Genomic DNA, 22,459 nt, shown 5'->3' with positions numbered 1-22,459 from the left:
AGACGGGGCTTCCACGGAACTTCGCGCGATGGTCGCGCAATTGCTTATCCAACAAGTTGCCGCTATTCTACCGTGCAATGCACCATTTTGCGATTCTGCGCATGAGCGACGCCACCACTCCCGGAAATTCCCCGTCCCCCGCCGCTGGCACGCCCGCCGCACTGGCCAAACCCATCGCCACGCGGCCCGTTTTCATCGTGTCCGATGGCACGGGGATCACCGCCGAAACGTTTGCGCACTCGATCCTCGCGCAATTCGAGATGCGTTTCCGTCAGATTCGCGTTCCGTTCGTGGATTCCGTCGATAAAGCCTATGAAACGGCGCAACGGATCAACGAAATGTATCGGAGCGAGGGCGTACGTCCGATCATCTTCAGCACGCTGGTGGATGCCCGGGCCAACGAAATCCTGCGCAATTGTCAGGGCGTGATCCTGGACATGTTTCAAACGTTCATCGAACCGCTGGAACTGGAACTCGGCCTGAAGTCGATGCACGCCATCGGGCGCGTTCACCAGAACGCCGATAGCGAAGCGTACAAGAACCGGATCGAGGCGGTGAATTTCTCACTTGCGCACGACGACGGACAATCCAACAAGAATCTGCAGAGCGCCGACGTGATTCTCGTGGGCGTGTCGCGTAGCGGCAAGACCCCGACGACGCTCTACCTCGCCATGCAATATGGCGTAAAAGCCGCCAACTATCCGTTGATTCCCGATGATTTCGAGCGCGAGAAACTGCCCTCCACGCTCGATCAGTACAAGGACAAGATTTTCGGACTTTCCATCGATCCGCAACGTCTTTCGGAGATCCGCAACGAACGTCGCCCGGGCAGCAAATACGCATCGCTCGAGAACTGTCGTTACGAAGTCAACGAGGCCGAGGCCATGATGCGTCGTGAAGGCATCAAGTGGCTGTCCTCGACGCATAAGTCGATCGAAGAAATCGCCACGACGATCCTTCAGGAAATCAAGCTGGAGCGCGACGTTTACTAACGACGTCGAGCCCTGCGCAGAAGCACACAGAAATAAGAAAGAAGTAAAAAGGGACGCCATGAGCGTCCCTTTTGCCACGTCCCAAGACTGAAGAACGTCGTTACGACAACCGCTGTCGCACCGCTTCGAACAGACAGATCGCCGCACAGGCGGCGACGTTCAGCGACTCCATGCCGCCGGGTTGCGGAATGCGGATGGGCGTCTGCACCCGATCGAGCCAGTGCGGTGAAACACCCGCGCCCTCGTTCCCGAATACCCAGGCCACCGGGGCGCTCAAGTCCTGCTCATAAAGCGATGTACTCGCTTGCAAGCTGGTCGCCAATAGCGGCACCGACAAACGCGGCGCCAGCGAATCCGGCGTGCAATGCTCCACGATATTTAGCGAAAAATGAGCGCCCATCCCGGCGCGCAACACTTTGCTCGACCACGTGAGTGCCGTACCCGACATGCAATAGATGTCGTGTACACCGGCAGCCGCGGCGCTTCTCAAGATGGAACCAACGTTCCCCGCATCCTGCACAGCGTCGAGAATGACGCAGTCGGTAGTCTGCGACGCAGGCAAATGCCCTGACGGCATCTCCACGACGAACAGCAGCGACACGCCATTGACGAGCGTCGACAACGGTTCGAACAGCGCATCCGGCAGACACACACGGCGATCAGCATCGACCTTCGCCCAGATATGCGCCACTTCGGCATTTTCGAGTGCCGACTCCGCCGCGACACAGACGAGCGGTTGTCCGAGCGCCCCCAGGTAGGCGTCCGCAAGGTGTACGCCTTCGAGTAGCGTCTGCCCCAGCTTACGTCGTTGCTGATTCGACTGCGCCAGTTGCTTCAGGCGCTTGTAAAACGGATTGTCTTTAGAGCTGATGAGTTTCATGACGAACGCACCATGCGCGACACCGTCAGCGTGCCGAAAATTTCAAACGCTTCGCGCACCGGCGCAAACGACTGACGATGATGCGGACTCGGTCCATGTGCACGCAGCGCTGCAAGATGCTTCGGCGTACCGTATCCGACGTGTTCGTCGAAACCGTACTGTGGAAACTCCTCATGCAACGCGGCCAATTGACGGTCGCGCGTCACCTTGGCCAGAATGGACGCCGCCGAAATCGCGGGCACCTTGTCGTCGCCCTTGATGACGGCCTCCGCGCGCATCGGCAGCGCCGGACAACGATTCCCGTCGATGAGCGCCAATGCCGGCACGCGCGACAGACCGTTCACCGCGCGCTGCATCGCCAGCATCGTCGCGTGCAAAATGTTCAGCGAATCGATCTCGGCAACACTCGCTTCGGCGATGCAAAACGCGAGCGAGCGCTCCACGATCTCCTCGTACAGTGCTTCGCGTCGCAACGCCGTGAGTTTCTTCGAATCGGCCAGCCCCTTGATCGGGCGCGACGGATCGAGGATGACCGCAGCCGTGACGACAGGACCCGCCAGCGGTCCGCGCCCGACTTCATCAACACCGCACGTCAGATCGCCCGCGACATCCGCGAACAGATCGAACATCATTTGCGGTGCTGACGCCTTGGCGCTTGCGCGCGCCCGAGGCGCAACCGATGCCGGTGACGCTCCCCTGCCCGATGGCGACTTACGTACCGTTCGACGCACTTTGACGTCTTCACTCATATGCGCCCCTTCTCACGAAGCACGCGCTCGATCACTTCCGCCGAGCGTGCCGCCGTGTTCTGGCGCAACTGCTCGTGAATCTTCGTAAAGCGCGCCTGTAGCGATTCGCGCAACGCCGAGTCCGTCAACTGCTTCCAGACGGCGTCCGCGAGTGCCTCGGGCGTCGCAAAATGTTGCAGCAATTCCGGCACGACAAACTCGCCGCAAAGAATGTTAGGCAAGCCGACGTAAGGCAGATAGCCCTGTCGTTTCATGATCTGCGCCGTCAGCCAGGGCACCTTGTAGGAGATGACCATCGGCTTCTTGTACAGCGCAGCTTCCAGGGTGGCCGTCCCACTGGCGAGAAGCACGCTGTCCGCCGCCTCCAGGGCCAGCGGCGCGCGGCCATCGATCACCGTCAGATGAAGATCGCGATGTGCATCGAAAATCGGCTGCATCAGCGTACGCAAGCGCGGCGTTGCTGCCGGCAGCACGAAACGAATCGAGGGATCGCGCTTCGCGAGCAGACGCATGGCGGCAAAAAACACCGGCGTCAGGCGCTGCACTTCAGACGTACGACTGCCCGGGAGGATCGCCACGACAGGCGCATCGCCTTCGAGCCCAAACTTCGCTCGCGCACCCGCGACATCAGGCACCATCGGAATCTTGTCGGCCATCGGATGGCCAACGAAGGTCGCGTCGATGCCTGCGCGGTGATAGATCTCCGGCTCGAACGGGAACAGGCACAGCATGTGGTCGACGGCGCGCTTGATCTTCTTGATCCGCCCACCACGCCACGCCCAGATCGACGGGCTGACGAAGTGAATCGTCGGAACCCCCGCTTCACGCAGCTTGATTTCGAGATCGAAATTGAAGTCGGGTGCGTCGAAGCCGACGAACGCCATCGGCTTCTCGGCGAGCCAGCGCTCGCGAAGCTGCTTGCGAATCGAGAGAATCTCGCGCAGATGCTTGATGACTTCGACGTAACCCATGACGGAGAGCTTGTCGATCGGCCAATAGGCGTCGAAGCCCTCTTCCGCCATATGGGGCCCACCGACACCTGCGTACGCGATGTCGGCCGGAAGACGCTGCTTGAGGCCGGCAAGCACATTGCCGGCAATGAGATCGCCCGACAGCTCCCCGGCCACCATCGCCAGGGTTCGCTGGCCGGCGCCGGGAAGGGTCGGCGGCATAGGTCAGCGCACGATACCGCGCGTGCTTGCGTTGAGGAAGTCGAGCAGCGAACGGACCGCTTCGAAGACGTCCGGCGCACCCGCATTGCCAAAGGCTTCGATTTGCACCTTGGCCTCGTCGAGCGTCAATCCGCTCTTGTAAAGCAACTTGTAGGCGTGGCGCAGGGCCGTGATTGCATCGGCCGAGAAGCCGCGACGACGCAGGCCTTCGACGTTGATGCCGTAAGGCACCGCGCGGTCGCCCGACGCGATGACGAATGACGGCACGTCCTGCACTAGCACCGAAGCACCGCCCACCATGGCGTGAGCACCGATGCGCACGAACTGGTGCACACCGGTCATGCCGCCGATGATGGCCCAGTCGTCGACATGCACGTGACCGGCCAATTGCGCGTTGCTCGAAAACACGGTGTGGTTGCCAACGTGGCAATCGTGCGCGATGTGCACGTAAGCCATGATCCAGTTGTCGTTACCGACGCCGGTCAGACCACCATCCTGCACCGTACCGGTGTGAATGGTCGTGAACTCGCGAATCGTGTTGCGATCGCCAATGACGAGCTTGGTCGGCTCGCCCGCATACTTCATATCCTGCGGACTACCGCCAATCGACGCGAACGGGCCAATCTTGTTGCCCTCGCCCAGCGTCGTGTGACCGTCGACAACCGTATGCGCGAGAATCTGCGTACCGGCGCCGACCGTCACGTTCGGACCAACAATCGCATAAGGGCCGACGACCACGTCGTCCGCCAGTTGTGCCTTCGGATCGACGACTGCGGTGGAATGAATGTTCGTCATGAGCGTCTCGTTTCCGGTTATTCGCCGTTCTTCTTGACCATGCACATGAACTCGGCTTCAGCAGCAACTTCGCTTCCCACCATCGCGCGCCCCTTGAACCAGTAGATGGCGCGCTTGTGCTTCACGAAGTCGACGTCCAGCACAAGCTGATCACCCGGCTCGACCGGGCGTTTGAAGCGAACGTTATCAATCCCTACGAAATAGTAAAGTGTGTTCTCGTCGTGCACCGGTTCGTCGGAAAACGTCAGCAGTGCAGCGGCCTGCGCCAGCGCTTCGACGATCAGCACGCCCGGCATCACCGGACGCTGCGGATAATGGCCGGTGAAATACGGCTCATTGATCGTCACGTTCTTGATGACCTTGATGTTCTTGTGCGGCTCCAGTCCGATCACGCGATCCACCATCAGCATCGGATACCGATGCGGCAGCAGCTTCATGATCTTGTGGATGTCGATATTGATAGTGGTCTCGCTCATTTGTCTTGCAGGTCCTTGACCTTCGCTTCAAGTTGTCGCACGCGATCGCGCATCTTGTCCAGATTGCGCATGATGGCCGCGTTTTTGTTCCATTCGGCGTTCGGAATTGCCGGGAATGCGCTGGTAAATGTGCCCGGGCCGGGGATCGATTTCGACACGCCCGACTTGGCGGTGACGATCACCTTGTCGCCGATCGTCACATGACCGGCAACACCGACGTTACCGCCCAGCATGCAGAACTTCCCGATAGTGCTGCTCCCGGCAATGCCCGTGCAAGCAGCAATCACCGTGAACGCTCCGACACGCACGTTGTGCGCGATCTGCACCAGATTGTCGATCTTGCAACCGCGCTCGATGACCGTATCGGCCATGGCGCCGCGATCGATCGTCGTGGATGCGCCGATCTCTACATCGTCCTCGATCACCGCGCGGCCGACCTGGGGAATCTTGACCCATTCGCCGCCTGTAGCAGAGAAATCGGGGGCAAAACCGAACCCGTCCGAGCCGATCACGGCACCAGCCTGAATCACGCAGCGGGCGCCGATGACTGTCGTGTGATAAAGCGTGACGTTCGGATAAACGAGCACATCGTCGCCTACCGTCGTACCCCGACCGACGAACACATTCGCCATCAGGCGAACACGCTCACCCAGCCGCGCACCGGCCTCGATCACGACGTTCGGTCCGATCACGCAGGATGCCGGCACCACGGCTGTCGGATCGACACTGGCACTCGGATGAATCCCGGCAGGCGGCACCGGCGTAGCCGCCTGAGCAAACATCTGCGCGACCCGCGCGAAGTAGGCGTACGGATTCGGCGCGACGATCCACGCGCGGCCTTCGTGCGAAGGCAGCTTATCGAAGTCGGCTTTGGAAAGAATGACGGCGGCAGCGCCCGAGTTAGGCACTTCCGCGAGATACAACGGATTGGACAGGAAGGCGAGTTGACGGGCACCTGCGCGATCAAGCGGCGCAAGACCGTCGACGCTCACGTTTTCGTCGCCCACGAGTTCGCCGCCGAAGCGTGCGATCAACTGCGCCAGCGTGACGGAGGGAACGGATGGAGCGGACGACGATCCCGACATGGACTGCGCACCCGTCACTTGCCGCTGGTGCTACCCGAACTTGCGTTCAGGGTCTTGAGCACCTTGTCCGTGATGTCGATACGCGGGCTCACATAGACCGCTTCCTGCACGATCAGATCGTACTTGTCCGCTTCCGCAATCTGCTTGATGACCCGGTTAGCGCGGTCGAGCACGGCGGCGAGTTCTTCGTTGCGACGCTGGTTCAGGTCTTCACGAAACTCGCGTTGCTTGCGTTGAAACTCGGTGTCGGCAGCGGCCAGATCACGTTGACGCTTGGCACGCTCGGCGTCGCTCAGCGTCGGATTGTCCTTGTCGAGCTTGTCCGACATCGCCTTGAGACGTTGAGCCATATCTTGCAACGCCTTGTCCCGCGTGGAGAACTCGGCTTCGAGTTTGGCTTGCGCAGCCTTGGCCGGCGTGGAGTCGCGCAGAATGCGATCCGAATTGACAGCGGCGATGCGCGCATCCTGAGCCGAAGCCGCAAATGCGACCCCGGCCAGCAACGCCGCGGCGACGCCGCGAAGGCAATGCTTACGGATACCGTTCAATGTATTACCCCTTACAACGATGAAACATTCGGAACCGGTCGAAGTACCGTCGTTAGAACGACGTACCGACCTGGAACTGGAATTTCTGATACTGGTCGCCCGTCTTCTTGACGAGCGGGAAGCCCATCGACAACTTGAGCGGGCCAATCGGCGAAATCCACGACAGGCCGAAACCGTAAGAATAGCGCAGGTTGTTAACGGTAATCGCCTGGCCGTTATCGAACACGTTACCACCATCGAAGAACGTGAAGATGCGGAGCGTACGGTCATAACCCGTGCCCGGCAGCGGGAACGTCAGTTCGACGTTACCGATCAGCTTCGATGCACCACCCAGCGGTTCGCCGTTGGTGTCCTTCGGACCCAGCGAGCTCGGCTCGTAACCACGCACCGAACCGATACCGCCGGCGAAGTAGTTCTTGAAGATCGGGAACGGCTGACCGCCCAACCCGTGGCCGTACCCGACTTCACCGTTCAACGCCAGCGTGAAGCCGCGGCTAACCGGATAGTAGTACTGGTGCTGGTAATAAGCGCGGAAGTACTTGGTCGTCCCAATCGGCGTACCGACTTCAATGTTGGCCTGCTGATAGTGACCACGGTTCGGGATCAGCGCGCTGTCACGCGAGTCGCGCGACCAGCCCACCGTCAGCGGGTAGTTGTTGCTGACGTAACCGAACTGGTTCGCATAGTCGATGTAGCGCTGCGGCGTCGTGCCATCACTCGTCAGATGCAGACGCGTCTGTTCGAAGCCCAAACCGAAGAAGACCGTGTCGACTTCCGAGAACGGCACACCGAACTTCAGGTTACCGCCGAGCGTATTGATACGGAAATCCGAATCGCTCGTCAGCAGCAGCGGCTGGTACGTACGATAGTAAATATCCGTAATACGGCTCACGCCGTCGACCGTGAAGTACGGATCGACCTGCGTCACGGCGAGGGTACGGTACGTCTTACCGGTGTTCACGTTCACCGACAGCGACGTGCCCGAGCCGAACACGTTGTCCTGGCTGATACCTGCCTGCAACACCACCTTGTCGGTCGACGAGAAGCCCGCACCGATGTTGATGGTACCGGTCGGTTTTTCTTCCACCTTCACCTGAAGGTCGACCTGGTCGTTCGAACCGGCAACCGGCTCGGTCGTCACGTTCACGTCGGTGAAGTAACCCAGGCGGTTGATACGGTCCTGCGACAACTTGAGGCGGTCGGCGTCGTACCACGAGCTTTCGAGCTGACGCAATTCGCGGCGAATGACTTCGTCACGCGTACGCGAGTTGCCCACGATGTTGATCTTGCGAACGTACACGCGACGACCCGGATCGATCGTCAGCGTCAGCGCAACGGTGTGGTTGTTGCGGTCGATAGTCGGCTGAGCGTTCACGTTCGCGAAGGCGAAGCCGTAGTTGCCCAACAGATCGGAAATGGCCTTCGTGCTCGCTTGCAGCTTGGCAGCCGAGAACGTATCTCCAGCCTTCAGTTGCACGAGCTTCCGCACGTCGTCCTCCTTCCCAAGCATCTCACCGGAGAGCTTGACGTCCGACACCTTGTACGGTTCACCTTCGTGCAGGTTGATCGTCAGGTACATCTGGTCCTTGTCCGGCGTAATCGAAACGTCGGTGGAGTCGATGTTGAATTCCAGATACCCGCGATTCAGGTAGAACGAGCGCAGCTTTTCCAGGTCGCCCGTCAGCTTGTCCTTGGAGTACAGGTCGTTCTTCGAATACCAGGACAGCCAGTTCGGCGTACCCAACTCCATTTCTGCCGTCAGATCCGACGAGGAGAATGCCTTGTTGCCGACGAAATTGATCTGCTGGATCGTGGCCTTCGGGCCTTCCGTCACGGCGAACTGGATGCCAACGCGATTACGTTCAAGGGGGGTGATCGTCGTCTTGACCTCGGCTGCGTAGTAACCGCGCGTGAGATATTGACGCTTAAGTTCCTGCTCCGACTTGTCGAGCAGGTTACGGTCGAAGGTGCGACCTTCGGTCAGGCCGACCGAGCGCAGAGCCTTCTTCAAACCGTCCTTGTCGAATTCCTTGATGCCGAGGAAGTCGATGGAAGCGATAGCGGGACGCTCGTTGACGTGCACCACCAGCACGCTGCCCTGCGCTTCAACGCTCACATCGGAGAACAGGCCCGTAGCGTAAAGGGCACGAATTGCTTCGGTGCCCTTATCATCGTTGAACTTGTCACCCGGCTTGACGGGCAGGTACGAAAACACGGTACCGGGTTCAATACGCTGCAAGCCCTCCACTCGGATATCCTTGACCACGAAGGGCTCGACGGCGCGTGCCAGAAAACTGTGTGCCGCCAGAACCGCAATCACCAGGGTCTTCGGAACAAGGTGGTATTTATTCGACAACTTGCTTCCCCAAGAAACAATTGAATCGTAAAAACTCGGATTTGCCTGCGACCGGCAGGCACGTGACGCTGTCCTAGTGCAGCAACTTCGACAGGTCGTTGAAAAGTGCTACGGCAGAGAGCGCAAGGATGCAAACGATGCCCACTCGTTGCAGCGCGCCCTGCCACCGCTCGGAAACTGCCCGACCGGTAATCGCTTCGACCGCATAATATAACAGATAGCCACCGTCCAAAACCGGAATCGGCAATAGATTCAATACGCCCAGGCTAATGCTGACAAGCGCCAGAAAGGCTACGAAATAATCGAGCCCGAGCCGCGCCGAACGTCCCGCGTAGTCCGCAATCGTGACCGGTCCGCTGAGATTTTTGAGCGATGCCTGCCCGGTGATCATTTTCCCGAACATCCGCACGCTGAACGCCGTCACATCCCACGTACGCTGCGCCCCTCGTCCGATCGCCTCAAACAATCCGTAACGAACCGTCACCGAGTCGACCTGACTGGCCAAGGCCGCTCCGATTTTGCCGACGCGCGCACCACCCGCCGTCGCGGGGTCTGCTTCGGCGCTCGGTGTCAGCGTGACGTTGCTCAAGGCGCCATCGCGGCGCACGGTCAGCGTCATCGGCTTGCCCGGATGCGCCCGCACCGCATCCACAAGCGCCTTGGCCGACGCCACGGGACTGCCATCCACCGCCGTGATCTCATCGCCTACGCGCAGCCCGGCAAGCCCCGCCGCCCCACCCGCCATGATCTGCCCGACCTTGACCCGTGCCGACGGCACGAGCCCCAGACGCTGCATGAAGTCCTGCTCGCCGTCGGCGTCGAAGTGCTGGCCAGCCGCATCCAACGTATATTCAGCACGACCGTCCCGCGTCCGGGCGACCAGTGTCACGCGCTGCCCCTCGATCATCGGATCGACGAGACGCCAGCGAAGATCTTCCCAGGAGCGGACAGCCGTTTCATCCCCGACCGCCTCATCGGGATTTCTCCCGTTGTCACGGACACCGGTAATCAGTTCACCGCCCGAGAACCCCGCCCGAGCCGCAAGCGTGCCCGCCGCCGGCGGCGCAATGCGCGCCACAGGCTCGGTCACGCCAGCCAGATTCAGGCCCGTGTAAAGCGCAATAGCAAGAAGGAAATTGGCAATCGGCCCTGCGGCGACGATGGCGAAGCGCTTGTAGACCGATTTCTGATTGAACGCCCGGGAACGGTCTTCCGGCGCCACGATCTGGGTCTCGTCTCGCTCGTCGAGCATACGGACATAGCCGCCGAGCGGCAGCGCGCAGATCGTCCATTCCGTGCGATCCCGGCCCATCGTCCACTTGAGCAATGGTGCACCGAAACCCACGGAAAACCGGAGCACCTTCACACCACACAATCGCGCGACGGTGTAGTGGCCCAGCTCATGGAACACCACCAGGACGCCAATGGCGATGGCGAACGCAAGCAACGTGGTCAGCAAATTCATGAGCAGACGGGCCCCGGAGACGTTACGACATGATGAGCGGCGTCAGGAACGCGCCGGCGCAGGCAACTTGGCGACGATGGTCGCCGCCAGTTCACGTGCACGGCGGTCAGCCTCGAGCACCACGTCGAGCGACGTGGCTTCGCCTACCGGTACGGCGTCGAGCACCTGCTCGACAACCTGTGCAATCGCGGTAAAACGGATACGTCCATCGAGGAACGCCGCCACCGCCACTTCGTTCGAAGCATTGAGCAGCGCGCCGGCCGTGCCACCACGATGCAACGTGTCGAATGCCAGACGCAAGCACGGGAAACGACGCAGATCCGGCGCTTCGAACGTCAGCTTGCCGATGTCAGCAAGATTCAGCCCCGGCACGCCCGACGTCACTCGATCCGGGAACGCAAGCGCATGGGCGATCGGCGTACGCATGTCGGGGTTACCGAGTTGCGCCAGCGTAGAGCCATCCGTATAGGTCACCATCGAGTGAATCACGCTTTGCGGGTGAATCAGCACCTCGATCTTCTCGGGCGGCATATTGAACAGCCAGTGAGCCTCGATGACCTCCAGGCCCTTGTTCATCATGCTGGCCGAATCCACCGAGATCTTCCGGCCCATGACCCAGTTCGGATGGGCGCACGCCTCGTCCGGCGTGACGTTATCGAGAGACGCCAGTTCGCGCTCCCGGAACGGACCGCCCGAAGCCGTCAAGACCAGTTTTTCCACGCCACGCGTGGAAATCCGATTTTCGCCAGCGACCTGCGGCAGGCACTGGAAGATGGCGTTGTGTTCGCTGTCGAGCGGCAGCAAGGTGGCCCCTGCGCGCTCGGCCGTGGCCATGAACAACGCACCGGACAGCACCAGCGACTCCTTGTTCGCCAGCAAGATTCGCTTGCCCGCACGTGCGGCGGCGAGCGTCGACTGAAGGCCTGCTGCACCGACGATCGCCGCGACGACCATCGTAGGCTCCGCCGCTTCCGCGATATCGACGAGCGCTTGCGGGCCATAGGCCACATCGATCTTCAATCCGGCTTCGGCCAGTCGAGCCGAGAGGACGCTTGCGCCTTCGGCATCTGCGACAACCGCGACTTTCGGACGATGCGCAACGCACTGCTCGAACAGACGGTCGAGGTTACGGTGTGCCGACAGTGCGTAGACCGAGAAGCGATCGGGGTGACGCCCCACGACATCGAGCGTGCTAACGCCGATAGAGCCTGTGGAGCCAAGAATGGAGAGACGTTGCGACATGATCAGACGAAGAGCAGAGCCAGCGGTAGCACCGGGAGGAGCGCGTCGATTCTGTCGAGCACGCCGCCATGACCGGGCAGCAGCGCGCTGGAATCCTTCACGCCGGCTTGCCGCTTGAGTTGAGATTCGAACAGATCGCCCACGACCGAAAAGGCGACCAGGACCGTGAGCGTCAATGCGCCGAGTGCGAGGCCCTGCGTGCTGGCGAGATAGGAAACGATCGTGGGGGCTTGCAGACCGCTGGTGAGCACCACTGCCGCGACCACGAGCACCAACAGCCAACCACCGATTGCACCTTCCCAGGACTTGCCCGGACTGATGGATGGCGCAAGCTTGCGCTTGCCGAACGCCCGGCCGGCAAAATACGCGCCGGTGTCGGCGAGCCACACGATCACGAGCACGGAGAGCAGGAAAGCCACGCCGCGCTCACGCGCCAGACAAAGTGCTTGCCACGCAGCAATCAGCACCACGGGCCCGGCGACCAACAACAGGCCGCGCCATGCGCCCTTCGTCGCCGGTTTGCGCGCAAGTGTGTAAGGTCCTGCGAGCAGCCAGAAGATTGCGGCGGGTTTGAGCCAAATGGAAGACAACGTCCAGCCGCCACCCCAAGTCAGCCCGACGCCGAGCAAGGCCAGTGCGCCGTAGAAGATCGCACCGGTGCCGTTGAGTCCGACCAGTCGCCCCCACTCCCAACCCGCGGCAGCCACGATGACGGCCGCGAGCAATGCGAACTGCGCCGGCGTACCGACGAAGATCACGGGCAAAAGAATGGCGAGAAGTACGACAGCGGTAATAACGCGTGTCTTGAGCATCAGGCGGATTGTCCCGAGGGGTTCTGGACTTGAGCGCTGGTACGGCCGAAACGGCGTTCGCGCTGCTGAAACTCGGCGATGGCCCGCTTGAGCGTATTGGCGTTGAAGTCCGGCCAGAATTCTTCGGTGAAATACAACTCAGTGTACGCCAGTTGCCAAAGCAGAAAATTACTGACGCGCTGATCGCCGCCGGTGCGGATAAAGAGATCCGGCTCCGGCGCATAAGCCATGCTGAGATAAGGCGCGAGGTCGTCCTCTGAGAACGATGACTCGAGTGCCGACGCCCCGCCCTGCGCAACGCGCGCCGCGGCAAGCTTCTGAGCGGCCTGGAGAATATCCCATCGCCCGCCGTAGTTCGCGGCGATGGTCAACGTCAGTCCCTTATTGTCCTGCGTGCGCTCCTCTGCCCGCCGGACGAGTTCCTGAATGCGCGGCTCGAACGCTTCGAGCGCGCCAATGACGCGAAGACGGATGCCATTACTGTGCAACTTACCCACCTCGCGTTCGAGCGCGAGAATGAACAACTGCATCAGCGTCGAGACTTCATCCTGAGGACGACGCCAGTTCTCGGAACTGAACGCGAACAGGGTCAGGTACTCGACGCCGAGCTCAGCACATGCCGTCACCGCCTCGCGCACGGCATCAACGCCGCGCTTGTGCCCCGCCACGCGGGGCAATTTACGACTGGTAGCCCAACGCCCGTTGCCATCCATGACGATGGCAACGTGGCGCGGAATGCTCGCTGTCTCTGGAGCAGAAAGCGTAGAGCTGAGAAAACCCATTGAGATACGGCGCGAGAGTCGAGCGCGAAAGTCTGCGGAGATCGTGCGGTAAGTGCCGAGGCACTCAGACCGTCATGATCTCGGCGTCCTTCTGCTTGACCAGCTCATCGATCTCGGCGACGAACTTGTCGGTAAACTTCTGAACGTCGTCACCACCACGACGCTCGTCGTCTTCCGAAATTTCCTTGTCCTTCACCAGCTTCTTAAGCTGCTCATTGGCATCGCGACGCAGGTTACGCACGGCAACCTTGGCGTTTTCACCTTCCGACTTGACCAGCTTGGTCATTTCGCGACGGCGCTCTTCGGTCAACTGGGGCATCGGCACACGAATCAGGTCACCCTGCGTTGCCGGGTTCAGACCCAGATCCGACTCACGAATCGCCTTCTCGACCTTGGCCACCATGTTCTTTTCCCACGGTTGCACGCCAATCGTGCGCGCGTCGACCAGGCTCACGTTGGCCACTTGAGAGATGGGCACCATCGAACCGTAGTAATCGACCTGGACATGATCGAGCAGACCCACGTGTGCGCGGCCGGTACGAATCTTCGCCAGGTTGTTCTTGAACGACTCGATCGAGCTCTTCATCTTTTGCTCGACATTCTTCTTGACGTCAGCAACGCTCATGGCAACCTCCAAACCTAAAATTTGTTACGCAAACATAAATGATACGGCGTCGGCGCGCCAATGCACGCGGACGCCGCAATTTGAACTCAAACGTGGACGAGCGTTCCCTCGTCTTCGCCGAGAATGACGTGTTTGAGCGCACCCGGCTTCACGATCGAGAAAACGCGCACCGGCATCTTCTGATCGCGGCACAGCGCAAAAGCCGTCGCGTCCATGACCTGCAAGTTCTTCGAGATCGCCTCGTCGAAGCTGATGGTCGAGTACTTTACTGCGTCCGGATCCTTCTTGGGATCGGCCGAGTACACGCCGTCGACCTTGGTCGCCTTGAGCACCACTTCTGCGCCGACTTCCGAGCCGCGCAATGCCGCAGCCGTGTCGGTCGTGAAGAACGGGTTGCCCGTACCGGCGGCAAAGATCACGACTTTCCCTTCTTCGAGTTGGCGGATCGCGCGCGGGCGAATGTACGGCTCGACGACCTGGTCCATACGCAGCGCGGATTGCACACGCGCTTCGATGCCGGCGTGACGCATGGCGTCCTGCAACGCCAGGGCGTTCATCATCGTGGCGAGCATCCCCATGTAGTCGGCCGTAGCGCGGTCCATGCCTGCGGCACCACCAGCCACACCGCGGAAAATATTGCCACCACCGATCACGACGGCCAATTGCGTGCCCAGGCGAACGACTTCGGCGATATCGCCAACCATCCGTTCGATGGTTGCGCGGTTGATACCGAACGAATCGTCACCCATGAGGGCTTCACCAGAGAGCTTGAGAAGTACGCGTTTGTAAGGAGTAGACATGGCGGTCCTTAAGAATTCTGGTCGGGCACTGTTGGGGTATTCTGGATGAAACAACGGGGACGGCACCGCCGCCCCCGGATACTACGGTACTGCGCGAATTACGACTGCTTTGCAGCGGCCACTTGCGCAGCCACTTCGGCAGCGAAGTCGTCCTGCTTCTTCTCGATGCCTTCGCCGACCACGAACATGGTGAAACCCTTGACCGTGGTGTTGTTGGCCTTGAGCATCTGCTCGACGGTTGCCTTGTCGTCCTTCACGTACGTCTGGTTGAACAGCGAGACTTCCTTCAGGAACTTCTGCACGCTGCCTTCCACCATCTTGGCGACGATCTCGGCCGGCTTGCCCGATTCGGCAGCCTTTTCGGCGGCAACCTTGCGTTCCTTCTCGATCAGTTCCGACGAAACCTGATCACCCGACACAGCGACCGGCTTCATGGCGGCGATGTGCATGGCAACGTTCTTGCCGACTTCAGCATCCGCACCTTCGTACTCGACGACCACGCCAATGCGCGTGCCGTGAAGGTAAGCGGCCAGCTTGCCCGACGTTTCATAGCGCTGGAAGCGACGGATCGTCATGTTTTCACCGATCTTGCCGATCAGGTCGGCACGAATCTGGTCAACGGTCTTGCCGTCGAGCGGCAGCGCCGACAGGGCAGCGACGTCAGCCGGGTTGTTCTCTGCGACCAGCTTGGCCAGGTCGTTGGCGAACTTCAGGAAGTCGTCGTTCTTCGAGACGAAGTCGGTTTCGCAGTTGATTTCGACCACGGCACCCTTGCCGCCATCGATGTAAGCCGAGATCACGCCTTCTGCGGTGATACGGCTCGCGGCCTTGCTGGCCTTGCTACCCAGCTTGACACGCAGGATTTCTTCAGCACGGACCATGTCGCCGTTGGCTTCGGTCAGCGCCTTCTTGCACTCCATCATCGGCGCATCGGTCTTGGCGCGCAGTTCGCCCACCATTGCTGCAGTAATTGCCGGCATATCGTTACTCCTGTATATCGAATCAGTCGGGAAAGGGCATCGCTCGGACGGCCTCACCGCCCGCCCCTGGCGACCCGCACACCCGACGCGGGGAAATCGGACTAAAAAAAAGGGGCGCCACAAGCAGCCCCTTTTGTTACGCAGCGGTGGCCGCTTACGCCTCTTCGTTCACTTCGACGAACTCGTCGCCTTCGCCGCGAACGGCTTCAACGACTTCCTTGACGGCGTTTGCACGGCCTTCGAGGATCGCGTCAGCGACGCCTTGGACGTACAGCTCGACAGCCTTGCTCGAGTCGTCGTTACCCGGGATCACGTAGTCCACACCTTCCGGCGAGTGGTTCGTATCGACCACAGCGATCACCGGAATGCCCAGCTTGTTGGCTTCGGTGATGGCGATCTTGTGATAGCCGACGTCGACGACGAAGATGGCGTCGGGCATGCCGCCCATTTCCTTCACGCCACCGATCGACTTTTGCAGCTTGGCCATTTCGCGATCGAACAGCAGCGCTTCCTTCTTGCTCATGCGCTCTTGCTCGCCGGCTTCCAGCGCCTGCTCCATGTCCTTGAGCTTCTTGATCGACGACTTCAGGGTCTTGAAGTTCGTCAGCATGCCGCCCAGCCAACGGTTGTTGACGTACGGCATACCGGCACGTGCCGCGGCTTCGGCCACGATGTCACGCGCTTGACGCTTCGTACCCACGAACAGGATCGTGCCGCGGTTTGCTGCCAGTTGACGCACGTACTTCAGTGCGTCCTGGTACATCGGCAACGTCTTTTCGAGGTTGATGATGTGAATCTTGTTGCGATGGCCGAAGATATAGGGGGCCATCTTGGGGTTCCAGAAACGGGTTTGGTGACCAAAGTGGACGCCCGCTTCCAGCATCTGACGCATCGTGACAGACATGTGATTCTCCGTGAGGGTTAGGTCTTAGACCGGCTGCCGTACCCGTTTCGTCAGACTGCCATACAGCTTTGCATGACCCGCCTGCGAAGATCGGGCACCCTGGGTGCGCCGGCCCGCGATTTCAAAAGTTCCAAGTCGATGAAGCGAACATCGCCAGGCTTTTTCACCGGATCGAACGCCATTTAGCACCAAATTGGGGCCAACTGCGTCAAAATCTCGATGAAACTCGCCAAAAACCGAGGGGAAACCCTCGACCTTATTGACAACTCGTCCTCGACTTAGCCCGAGATTATAGCATCGCAGCGCCCCTGTACTCAAGCGGCATGTGAACTTGCGATGACAAGCCGGAAATGCCCGGTTTGCGCGGCTTGCCAGCCAATCGGGCAGCCTTTCCGACGACGCCTTCGGAATCGGCGAAACCGCCCCTCGGAACGCTCCGAAATCCGCGCCAGGCAAGGCTAAAAGCCGGCCAAAACCTGGCATTGATGCGATAATGCGTCACTGTTTACGCAATTTGCCCGATTCCGCAATGGCTATCACCCTCAAGAATGCCCACGACATTGAAATGATGCGCGTCGCCTGCCGTCTGGCCAGCGAAGTGCTCGATTTCATCACGCCGCACGTGCGCGCCGGCGTCACCACCGGGGAGCTCGACCGCCTCTGCCACGAATTCATGGTCAAGGAACAAGGCACGGTTCCCGCACCGCTGAACTACCAGCCGCCCGGCTACCCCCCTTACCCGAAAGCCACATGCATTTCGGTCAATGACGTGATCTGCCATGGCATTCCCGGCGAGAAAGCCCTCAAGAACGGCGACGCCCTGAACATTGACATCACGGTGATCAAGGACGGCTATTTCGGGGATACGAGCCGAATGTTCATCGTCGGGGACGGCACGATTCTCGCGAAACGTCTGGCGCAAGTGACCTACGAGTGCATGTGGCTCGGCATCAATCAGGTCCGCCCGGGCGCACGTCTTGGCGACATCGGACAGGCGATTCAGACGCACGCCGAAGCACAGGGTTACAGCGTAGTGCGCGAGTATTGCGGCCACGGTATCGGTCAGGTCTTCCACGAAGATCCGCAGATTCTGCATTACGGACGTCAAGGTACTGGCCTCGAATTGCAGGCTGGCATGATTTTTACCATCGAGCCGATGATCAATGCGGGTAAGCGAGAAATTCGGACGATGCCTGATCAATGGACGGTCAAGACACGCGATCGCAGCCTGTCGGCACAGTGGGAACACACGATCCTCGTGACCGAAACCGGCCATGAGGTGCTGACGCACTCGGCACTCACGCCGCCGCCGCCGCCGGGGTCCTCGTATGTAGCGTCTTTCGCAGCATCCGTCTGAGCAATCATCGTCCGGCCGCCGGCAATGTCGGCGGTCGCCCGGCCCCGACACTTTTCGGCCTCAGTCGTTATCCACCCTCTGGAAGCCGCCATGCACGCACGTGCACACGCCCCTTCACCGCTACGTCAGGCCCTCAAGGACCGCAAGACGGAACTCGTCGAGCGCTTCGCCACGCACGGCAAGATCGACGTGCTTCTGCACGGCTTGTCCCACGCCGTCGATCAGTCGATGCGCGATGCCTGGGTCGAATTCCAGATGCCAGAGGACTTTGCGCTTGTGGCCGTCGGTGGCTACGGGCGTGGCGAGTTGTATCCGTATTCGGATGTCGACATTCTGCTGTTGCATCGCAGCGCTGAAGCCGACGCGCTGACCTCGCACGTCGAGCCTTTCATTGGCTTCCTCTGGGACATTGGCGTTGAGATCGGCTCCTCCGTGCGAACCGTCGACGAGTGCATTTCCGAGGCGCACGCCGATATCACGGTGCAAACGAGCCTGCTCGAAGCGCGGCTTCTCACCGGAAATCAGGCGCTTTTCGACGAGTTCCAGCAACGCTTCTCGGCGGATCTCGACCCGCTCGCGTTCTTCCGAAGCAAGCAACTGGAGATCCGCCAGCGTCACGCCAAGTATCAGGACACGCCTTACAGCCTCGAACCGAACTGCAAGGAAAGCCCGGGCGGATTGCGCGACCTGCAAGTCATACTGTGGATGACGAAGGCCGCTGGCCTCGGCAACAGCTGGGCAGAGCTATCCGCACGCGATCTGTTGACGGACCGCGAACTGAAGGAACTGCGGCGCAACGAGCAATTCCTGAAAGGTTTGCGTGCCCGCCTGCATTTGCTCGCGCGACGACGCCAGGATGTTCTCGTGTTCGACCTTCAGACGGCGCTCGCGCAAAGCCTCGGCTTCGACGCTACGACGACGAAGCGGGCCAGCGAGCAGCTCATGCGTCGGTACTATTGGGCAGCGAAAGCCGTCACGCAGCTCAACACCGTGCTATTGCTGAACGTGGAAGCGCGCCTGTTTCCGCAGACCAGCGGCGTTACCCGCGTTATCAACGAGCGCTTCGTCGAGAAGCAGGGCATGATCGAAATCGTGGACGACGAGCTGTACGAGCGTCATCCGAATGCGATTCTCGAAACGTTCCTGCTCTACGAGCAGGTCGTCGGCGTGAAAGGGTTGTCTGCCAGAACGCTACGCGCGCTGTACAACGCTCGCGAACTGATGAACGCACAATGGCGGGCCGATCCGGAGAACCGTCGCACATTCCTGGCCATCCTCCAGCAACCGCAGGGCATCACCCATGCTTTGCGATTGATGAATCAGACGAGTGTGCTGGGCCGCTACCTGATCAATTTCCGTCGTGTCGTGGGGCAGATGCAGCATGATCTGTATCACGTGTACACGGTCGATCAGCACATCCTGATGGTCGTGCGAAACATTCGTCGTTTCGCTGTCGCGGAACACGCGCACGAGTACCCGTTCTGCAGCCAGTTGATCGCCAACTTCGACCGTCCGTGGGTGCTGACGATTGCCGCCCTCTTCCATGACATTGCCAAGGGGCGCGGCGGTGATCACTCGACACTCGGCATGGTCGACGCGCGAACGTTCTGCATGCGTCACGGCATCTCCAGGGAAGACACGGAATTGATCGTCTGGCTCGTCGGTGAACATCTGACGATGAGCACCGTCGCGCAGAAGCAGGACACCACCGATCCCGAAGTCATCCGCCGCTTCGCAGAAAAGGTGGAAAACGAGCGGCGCCTCACAGCGCTCTATCTCCTGACGGTGGCCGACATTCGCGGCACAAGCCCAAAGGTGTGGAATGCCTGGAAAGGCAAGCTGCTCGAAGACCTCTATCGACTGACGTTACAGGTGCTGGGCGGCGCCAATCCAGATCCGCATTCGCAACTGAAAACGCGCAAGGAAGAGGCACTCGGATTACTGCGCCTGTACACGGTGCCCGAGCGCGCACAGGAAGCGTTGTGGAATACGCTGGACGTTGCGTATTTCCTGCGTAACGACCCGGCTGACGTGGCCTGGCAAACGCGTCATCTGTGGCGGCATGTCGATAGTGAATCGCCGATCGTGAAAGCACGTCCGTCACCGATTGGCGAAGGACTGCAAGTGCTGGTCTACGTGCGCGATCAAGTCGATCTGTTCGCGCGTATTTGCGGCTACTTTGAGCGCAAGGGCCTGTCGATTCTCGACGCCAAGGTACATACGACCAGTCAGGGTTTCGCACTGGATAGCTTCCTGCTGACCGACCCTGGCCTCGACACCAGTTATCGCGACATCATCAATCTGGTGGAAAGTGAACTGGTATCGCTACTGACGCGCCCCGAACCGCTGGCCGAACCGAGCAAGGGGCGCTTGCCTCGACGCTCGCGCAGCTTCCCGGTCACACCGCGCGTCGACCTGCGGCCCGATGAGCGAGGCCAGTACTACCTGCTGTCGGTGTCGGCCAACGACCGCACCGGCTTGCTATACGCGGTCGCTCGCGTGCTTGCGCGTCATGGCGTTAGCGTGCGAACCGCCCGCATCAATACCCTCGGCGAGCGTGTCGAAGACACGTTCCTCCTCGATGGCAGCCGCTTGCAGGACAGCCGCCTGCAAATTGCCGTCGAGACCGAATTACTCGAAGCATTGGAACCATGAGCGATACCCCCCGCGCCAAACTGAGCGCGAAACACCCCCGAACCCTCGACAAGACTCGCGCGCCTGTGCGTTCGTCCGGCGCGCTGCGTCGTCCGACCAAGTCGGTGCCTGCGTCAATGCTCGACGCCAATGGTGCGCCCAGGAAGCCTGCCGGGAAGCCGGCACGTCCTCGTCCGGCGGACGATGCTTCGGCGCAGACGGGTGCACGCCGTCCGGCAGGAAACAGCACCGCACCTCGCAAACCGGCGGGTGGCGCGGCGCCGTATGAGAAGCGTGCGACGGGCGAACGCCCGCCGGCACGTGGTCAGCGCGAGCGCGTTGCTGGCGCTCGCCCGCCCAAGCGCGACTTCGACGACCGCGCGCCGCGCCGTTTCGACGAGGACCGTCCGCGCCGCAATACCGAAGGCGGTGCTCGCGGCGATTTCGCTCGTCCGGCCAAGCGTGACTTCGACAACCGCGCACCGCGCCGTTTCGACGAGGACCGTCCGCGCCGCAATACCGAAGGTGGCGCTCGCGGCGATTTCGCTCGTCCGGTCAAGCGTGACTTCGACAATCGCGCACCGCGCCGTTTCGACGAGGACCGTCCGCGCCGCAACACCGAAGGTGGCGCTCGCGGCGATTTCGCTCGTCCGCCCAAGCGAGACTTCGACAACCGAGCACCACGTCGCTTCGATGAGGACCGCCCGCGCCGCAATACCGAAGGTGGTGCTCGCGGCGATTTCGCTCGCCCGCCCAAACGTGATTTCGATGACCGTGCGCCGCGTCGCTTTGACGAAGACCGCCCGCGCCGTAGCGGTGAAGGTGCCCCCCGGGGACGTTTCGCCCGTGACGATCGCGAGAATCCGGCGCAGCGCACTACGCGCCCGGCCCGTGCACCACGCGTCGAGCGCGATGACGAAGACGACATCAAGGTCCATCACGACGCGGTAGGCTCGCTGCGCCTGTCGAAGCGCATGTCCGAACTCGGCCTCTGCTCGCGACGCGAAGCAGATGAGTGGATCGAAAAAGGCTGGGTGCGTGTCGACGGCAAAGTGGTGAAGGAACTCGGCACCAAGATCCTGCCCACGCAGGAAATCACGGTCGTCCATGCGGCACAAAAGGAACAGGCCAACCGTGTCACCATCCTGCTGCATAAGCCCGTGGGCTATGTCTCCGGGCAAGCGGAAGACGGTTACGATCCCGCAGTGGTGCTCGTGACAAGCGAACACCATTGGGCCGAAGACGACGCCGGTGTACGCTTCTCTCCCTCCCATCTGCGCAGCCTCGCGCCTGCCGGCCGCCTCGACATCGACTCGACCGGGCTTCTCGTCCTCACACAGGACGGCCGTATCGCCAAGCAGTTGATCGGTGAGGACTCGGATATCGAGAAGGAGTACCTCGTGCGTGTCTCATACAACGAACACACGCAGAATGTGGAAGCCCATTTCCCCGCCGAACGCCTTGCGCTGCTGCGCCACGGACTCGAACTCGACGATCAGCCGCTCAAGCCGGCGCAAGTCGACTGGCAGAATCCGGAGCAGTTGCGCTTCGTCCTGAAGGAAGGCAAGAAGCGTCAGATCCGCCGGATGTGCGAACTGGTCGGTTTGCACGTGACCGGCCTCAAGCGCGTGCGCATGGGACGCATCACGCTCGGCAACCTGCCCGTCGGTGAATGGCGCTATCTGCGCACCGGCGAAGGGTTCTGATCGGCCCTCGACTCATCGAACGCAGTCATGAAAAAGCCCGCCTTGAAGGCGGGCTTTTTCATTCAACTCAGCAGCGATCGTCGATCCACTGCCACCGGG

Annotated in this window: 20 protein-coding genes; 4 read left to right on the top strand and 16 right to left on the bottom strand. The window is 60.8% G+C overall.

Going from position 1 to position 22,459, the window contains the following annotated elements; all coding sequences use genetic code 11:
• The first annotated feature begins 101 nt into the window (after positions 1–101).
• Entirely contained in the window at positions 102–992 is an 891-nt protein-coding gene (ppsR, locus tag PCA20602_RS22625; protein ID WP_150723112.1) for a posphoenolpyruvate synthetase regulatory kinase/phosphorylase PpsR, read from the top strand.
• A gap of 100 nt (positions 993–1,092) precedes the next feature.
• On the opposite strand, the gene PCA20602_RS22620 is transcribed toward ppsR, so the two are convergent.
• The 16 genes from PCA20602_RS22620 to rpsB form a co-directional block, all read right to left on the bottom strand.
• A complete protein-coding gene (locus PCA20602_RS22620; protein WP_150723111.1) occupies positions 1,093–1,872 on the bottom strand; it encodes a TrmH family RNA methyltransferase in 780 nt (259 codons plus the stop codon).
• Positions 1,869–2,504 (bottom strand): ribonuclease HII, encoded by a 636-nt coding sequence (gene rnhB, locus PCA20602_RS22615; protein ID WP_174981481.1) that lies wholly within the window; start codon positions 2,502–2,504, stop codon positions 1,869–1,871. Before rnhB ends, PCA20602_RS22620 begins: the two co-directional genes overlap by 4 nt.
• A gap of 113 nt (positions 2,505–2,617) precedes the next feature.
• Positions 2,618–3,793 carry a lipid-A-disaccharide synthase gene (lpxB, locus tag PCA20602_RS22610; protein WP_174981457.1) on the bottom strand — a complete coding sequence of 392 codons (1,176 nt, stop codon included), beginning with the start codon at positions 3,791–3,793 and terminating at the stop codon, positions 2,618–2,620.
• A 3-nt stretch (positions 3,794–3,796) separates the two neighbouring features.
• Positions 3,797–4,588, bottom strand: coding sequence for an acyl-ACP--UDP-N-acetylglucosamine O-acyltransferase (lpxA, locus tag PCA20602_RS22605; protein ID WP_069344985.1), 792 nt, complete (start codon positions 4,586–4,588; stop codon positions 3,797–3,799).
• 17 nt (positions 4,589–4,605) lie between these two features.
• Positions 4,606–5,064, bottom strand: coding sequence for a 3-hydroxyacyl-ACP dehydratase FabZ (gene fabZ, locus PCA20602_RS22600; RefSeq protein ID WP_150723109.1), 459 nt, complete (start codon positions 5,062–5,064; stop codon positions 4,606–4,608).
• Positions 5,061–6,149, bottom strand: a complete 1,089-nt coding sequence (gene lpxD / locus PCA20602_RS22595; protein ID WP_150723108.1) for a UDP-3-O-(3-hydroxymyristoyl)glucosamine N-acyltransferase — start codon at positions 6,147–6,149, stop codon at positions 5,061–5,063. The genes fabZ and lpxD overlap by 4 nt, the downstream gene beginning before the upstream one ends.
• A 14-nt stretch (positions 6,150–6,163) precedes the next feature.
• On the bottom strand, positions 6,164–6,697 hold the full coding sequence (locus PCA20602_RS22590) for an OmpH/Skp family outer membrane protein (RefSeq protein ID WP_069344983.1): 534 nt from the start codon (positions 6,695–6,697) through the stop codon (positions 6,164–6,166).
• Between the two features lie 52 nt (positions 6,698–6,749).
• Positions 6,750–9,053 carry an outer membrane protein assembly factor BamA gene (gene bamA / locus PCA20602_RS22585; RefSeq protein ID WP_174981454.1) on the bottom strand — a complete coding sequence of 768 codons (2,304 nt, stop codon included), beginning with the start codon at positions 9,051–9,053 and terminating at the stop codon, positions 6,750–6,752.
• Between the two features lie 73 nt (positions 9,054–9,126).
• Positions 9,127–10,518 carry an RIP metalloprotease RseP gene (gene rseP, locus PCA20602_RS22580; protein WP_150723106.1) on the bottom strand — a complete coding sequence of 464 codons (1,392 nt, stop codon included), beginning with the start codon at positions 10,516–10,518 and terminating at the stop codon, positions 9,127–9,129.
• A 42-nt stretch (positions 10,519–10,560) separates the two neighbouring features.
• The gene (gene ispC / locus PCA20602_RS22575) at positions 10,561–11,760 is read right to left on the bottom strand and encodes a 1-deoxy-D-xylulose-5-phosphate reductoisomerase (protein ID WP_150723105.1); all 1,200 of its coding nucleotides are present in this window, start codon (positions 11,758–11,760) and stop codon (positions 10,561–10,563) included.
• Positions 11,761–11,762: 2 nt separating this feature from the next.
• Positions 11,763–12,572, bottom strand: coding sequence for a phosphatidate cytidylyltransferase (locus PCA20602_RS22570; protein ID WP_150723104.1), 810 nt, complete (start codon positions 12,570–12,572; stop codon positions 11,763–11,765).
• Positions 12,572–13,354 carry a polyprenyl diphosphate synthase gene (gene uppS / locus PCA20602_RS22565; RefSeq protein WP_150723103.1) on the bottom strand — a complete coding sequence of 261 codons (783 nt, stop codon included), beginning with the start codon at positions 13,352–13,354 and terminating at the stop codon, positions 12,572–12,574. The genes PCA20602_RS22570 and uppS overlap by 1 nt, the downstream gene beginning before the upstream one ends.
• A 64-nt stretch (positions 13,355–13,418) precedes the next feature.
• Complete coding sequence (frr, locus tag PCA20602_RS22560) at positions 13,419–13,979, bottom strand: ribosome recycling factor (RefSeq protein ID WP_069344977.1); 561 nt, start codon at positions 13,977–13,979, stop codon at positions 13,419–13,421.
• 86 nt (positions 13,980–14,065) lie between these two features.
• Positions 14,066–14,779 carry a UMP kinase gene (pyrH, locus tag PCA20602_RS22555; RefSeq protein WP_069344976.1) on the bottom strand — a complete coding sequence of 238 codons (714 nt, stop codon included), beginning with the start codon at positions 14,777–14,779 and terminating at the stop codon, positions 14,066–14,068.
• A 98-nt stretch (positions 14,780–14,877) separates the two neighbouring features.
• Entirely contained in the window at positions 14,878–15,759 is an 882-nt protein-coding gene (gene tsf / locus PCA20602_RS22550) for a translation elongation factor Ts (protein WP_150723102.1), read from the bottom strand.
• Positions 15,760–15,913: 154 nt separating this feature from the next.
• Positions 15,914–16,663: a 30S ribosomal protein S2 gene (gene rpsB, locus PCA20602_RS22545; protein WP_039398738.1), complete on the bottom strand. Its 750-nt coding sequence runs from the start codon at positions 16,661–16,663 to the stop codon at positions 15,914–15,916.
• A 493-nt stretch (positions 16,664–17,156) separates the two neighbouring features.
• On the opposite strand from rpsB, the gene map reads away from it, so the two are divergent.
• The 3 genes from map to PCA20602_RS22530 all read left to right on the top strand — a co-directional run bounded on the left by map (position 17,157) and on the right by PCA20602_RS22530 (position 22,360).
• Positions 17,157–18,020 carry a type I methionyl aminopeptidase gene (map, locus tag PCA20602_RS22540; RefSeq protein ID WP_150723101.1) on the top strand — a complete coding sequence of 288 codons (864 nt, stop codon included), beginning with the start codon at positions 17,157–17,159 and terminating at the stop codon, positions 18,018–18,020.
• Between the two features lie 90 nt (positions 18,021–18,110).
• On the top strand, positions 18,111–20,675 hold the full coding sequence (locus PCA20602_RS22535; protein WP_150723100.1) for a [protein-PII] uridylyltransferase: 2,565 nt from the start codon (positions 18,111–18,113) through the stop codon (positions 20,673–20,675).
• Complete coding sequence (locus tag PCA20602_RS22530; RefSeq protein ID WP_150723099.1) at positions 20,672–22,360, top strand: pseudouridine synthase; 1,689 nt, start codon at positions 20,672–20,674, stop codon at positions 22,358–22,360. The genes PCA20602_RS22535 and PCA20602_RS22530 overlap by 4 nt, the downstream gene beginning before the upstream one ends.
• Positions 22,361–22,459 lie beyond the last annotated feature (99 nt).

It is taken from the genome of Pandoraea capi (assembly GCF_902459735.1).
In the GTDB taxonomy this organism is placed as follows: Bacteria; Pseudomonadota; Gammaproteobacteria; order Burkholderiales; family Burkholderiaceae; genus Pandoraea; species Pandoraea capi.
The sequence above is the reverse complement of the archived record's forward strand: the minus strand, read 5'-3'. Positions and strand labels throughout refer to the sequence as shown.

What these genes read in the sequence shown, in the direction of transcription:
- ppsR (WP_150723112.1), top strand. Translation starts at nt 102, where the DNA reads ATGAGCGACGCCACCACTCCCGGAAATTCCCCGTCCCCCGCCGCTGGC.
- PCA20602_RS22620 (WP_150723111.1), bottom strand. Translation starts at nt 1,872, where the DNA reads ATGAAACTCATCAGCTCTAAAGACAATCCGTTTTACAAGCGCCTGAAG.
- rnhB (WP_174981481.1), bottom strand. Translation starts at nt 2,504, where the DNA reads ATGATGTTCGATCTGTTCGCGGATGTCGCGGGCGATCTGACGTGCGGT.
- lpxB (WP_174981457.1), bottom strand. Translation starts at nt 3,793, where the DNA reads ATGCCGCCGACCCTTCCCGGCGCCGGCCAGCGAACCCTGGCGATGGTG.
- lpxA (WP_069344985.1), bottom strand. Translation starts at nt 4,588, where the DNA reads ATGACGAACATTCATTCCACCGCAGTCGTCGATCCGAAGGCACAACTG.
- fabZ (WP_150723109.1), bottom strand. Translation starts at nt 5,064, where the DNA reads ATGAGCGAGACCACTATCAATATCGACATCCACAAGATCATGAAGCTG.
- lpxD (WP_150723108.1), bottom strand. Translation starts at nt 6,149, where the DNA reads ATGTCGGGATCGTCGTCCGCTCCATCCGTTCCCTCCGTCACGCTGGCG.
- rseP (WP_150723106.1), bottom strand. Translation starts at nt 10,518, where the DNA reads ATGAATTTGCTGACCACGTTGCTTGCGTTCGCCATCGCCATTGGCGTC.
- ispC (WP_150723105.1), bottom strand. Translation starts at nt 11,760, where the DNA reads ATGTCGCAACGTCTCTCCATTCTTGGCTCCACAGGCTCTATCGGCGTT.
- PCA20602_RS22570 (WP_150723104.1), bottom strand. Translation starts at nt 12,572, where the DNA reads ATGCTCAAGACACGCGTTATTACCGCTGTCGTACTTCTCGCCATTCTT.
- uppS (WP_150723103.1), bottom strand. Translation starts at nt 13,354, where the DNA reads ATGGGTTTTCTCAGCTCTACGCTTTCTGCTCCAGAGACAGCGAGCATT.
- frr (WP_069344977.1), bottom strand. Translation starts at nt 13,979, where the DNA reads ATGAGCGTTGCTGACGTCAAGAAGAATGTCGAGCAAAAGATGAAGAGC.
- pyrH (WP_069344976.1), bottom strand. Translation starts at nt 14,779, where the DNA reads ATGTCTACTCCTTACAAACGCGTACTTCTCAAGCTCTCTGGTGAAGCC.
- tsf (WP_150723102.1), bottom strand. Translation starts at nt 15,759, where the DNA reads ATGCCGGCAATTACTGCAGCAATGGTGGGCGAACTGCGCGCCAAGACC.
- rpsB (WP_039398738.1), bottom strand. Translation starts at nt 16,663, where the DNA reads ATGTCTGTCACGATGCGTCAGATGCTGGAAGCGGGCGTCCACTTTGGT.
- map (WP_150723101.1), top strand. Translation starts at nt 17,157, where the DNA reads ATGCGTCACTGTTTACGCAATTTGCCCGATTCCGCAATGGCTATCACC.
- PCA20602_RS22535 (WP_150723100.1), top strand. Translation starts at nt 18,111, where the DNA reads ATGCACGCACGTGCACACGCCCCTTCACCGCTACGTCAGGCCCTCAAG.
- PCA20602_RS22530 (WP_150723099.1), top strand. Translation starts at nt 20,672, where the DNA reads ATGAGCGATACCCCCCGCGCCAAACTGAGCGCGAAACACCCCCGAACC.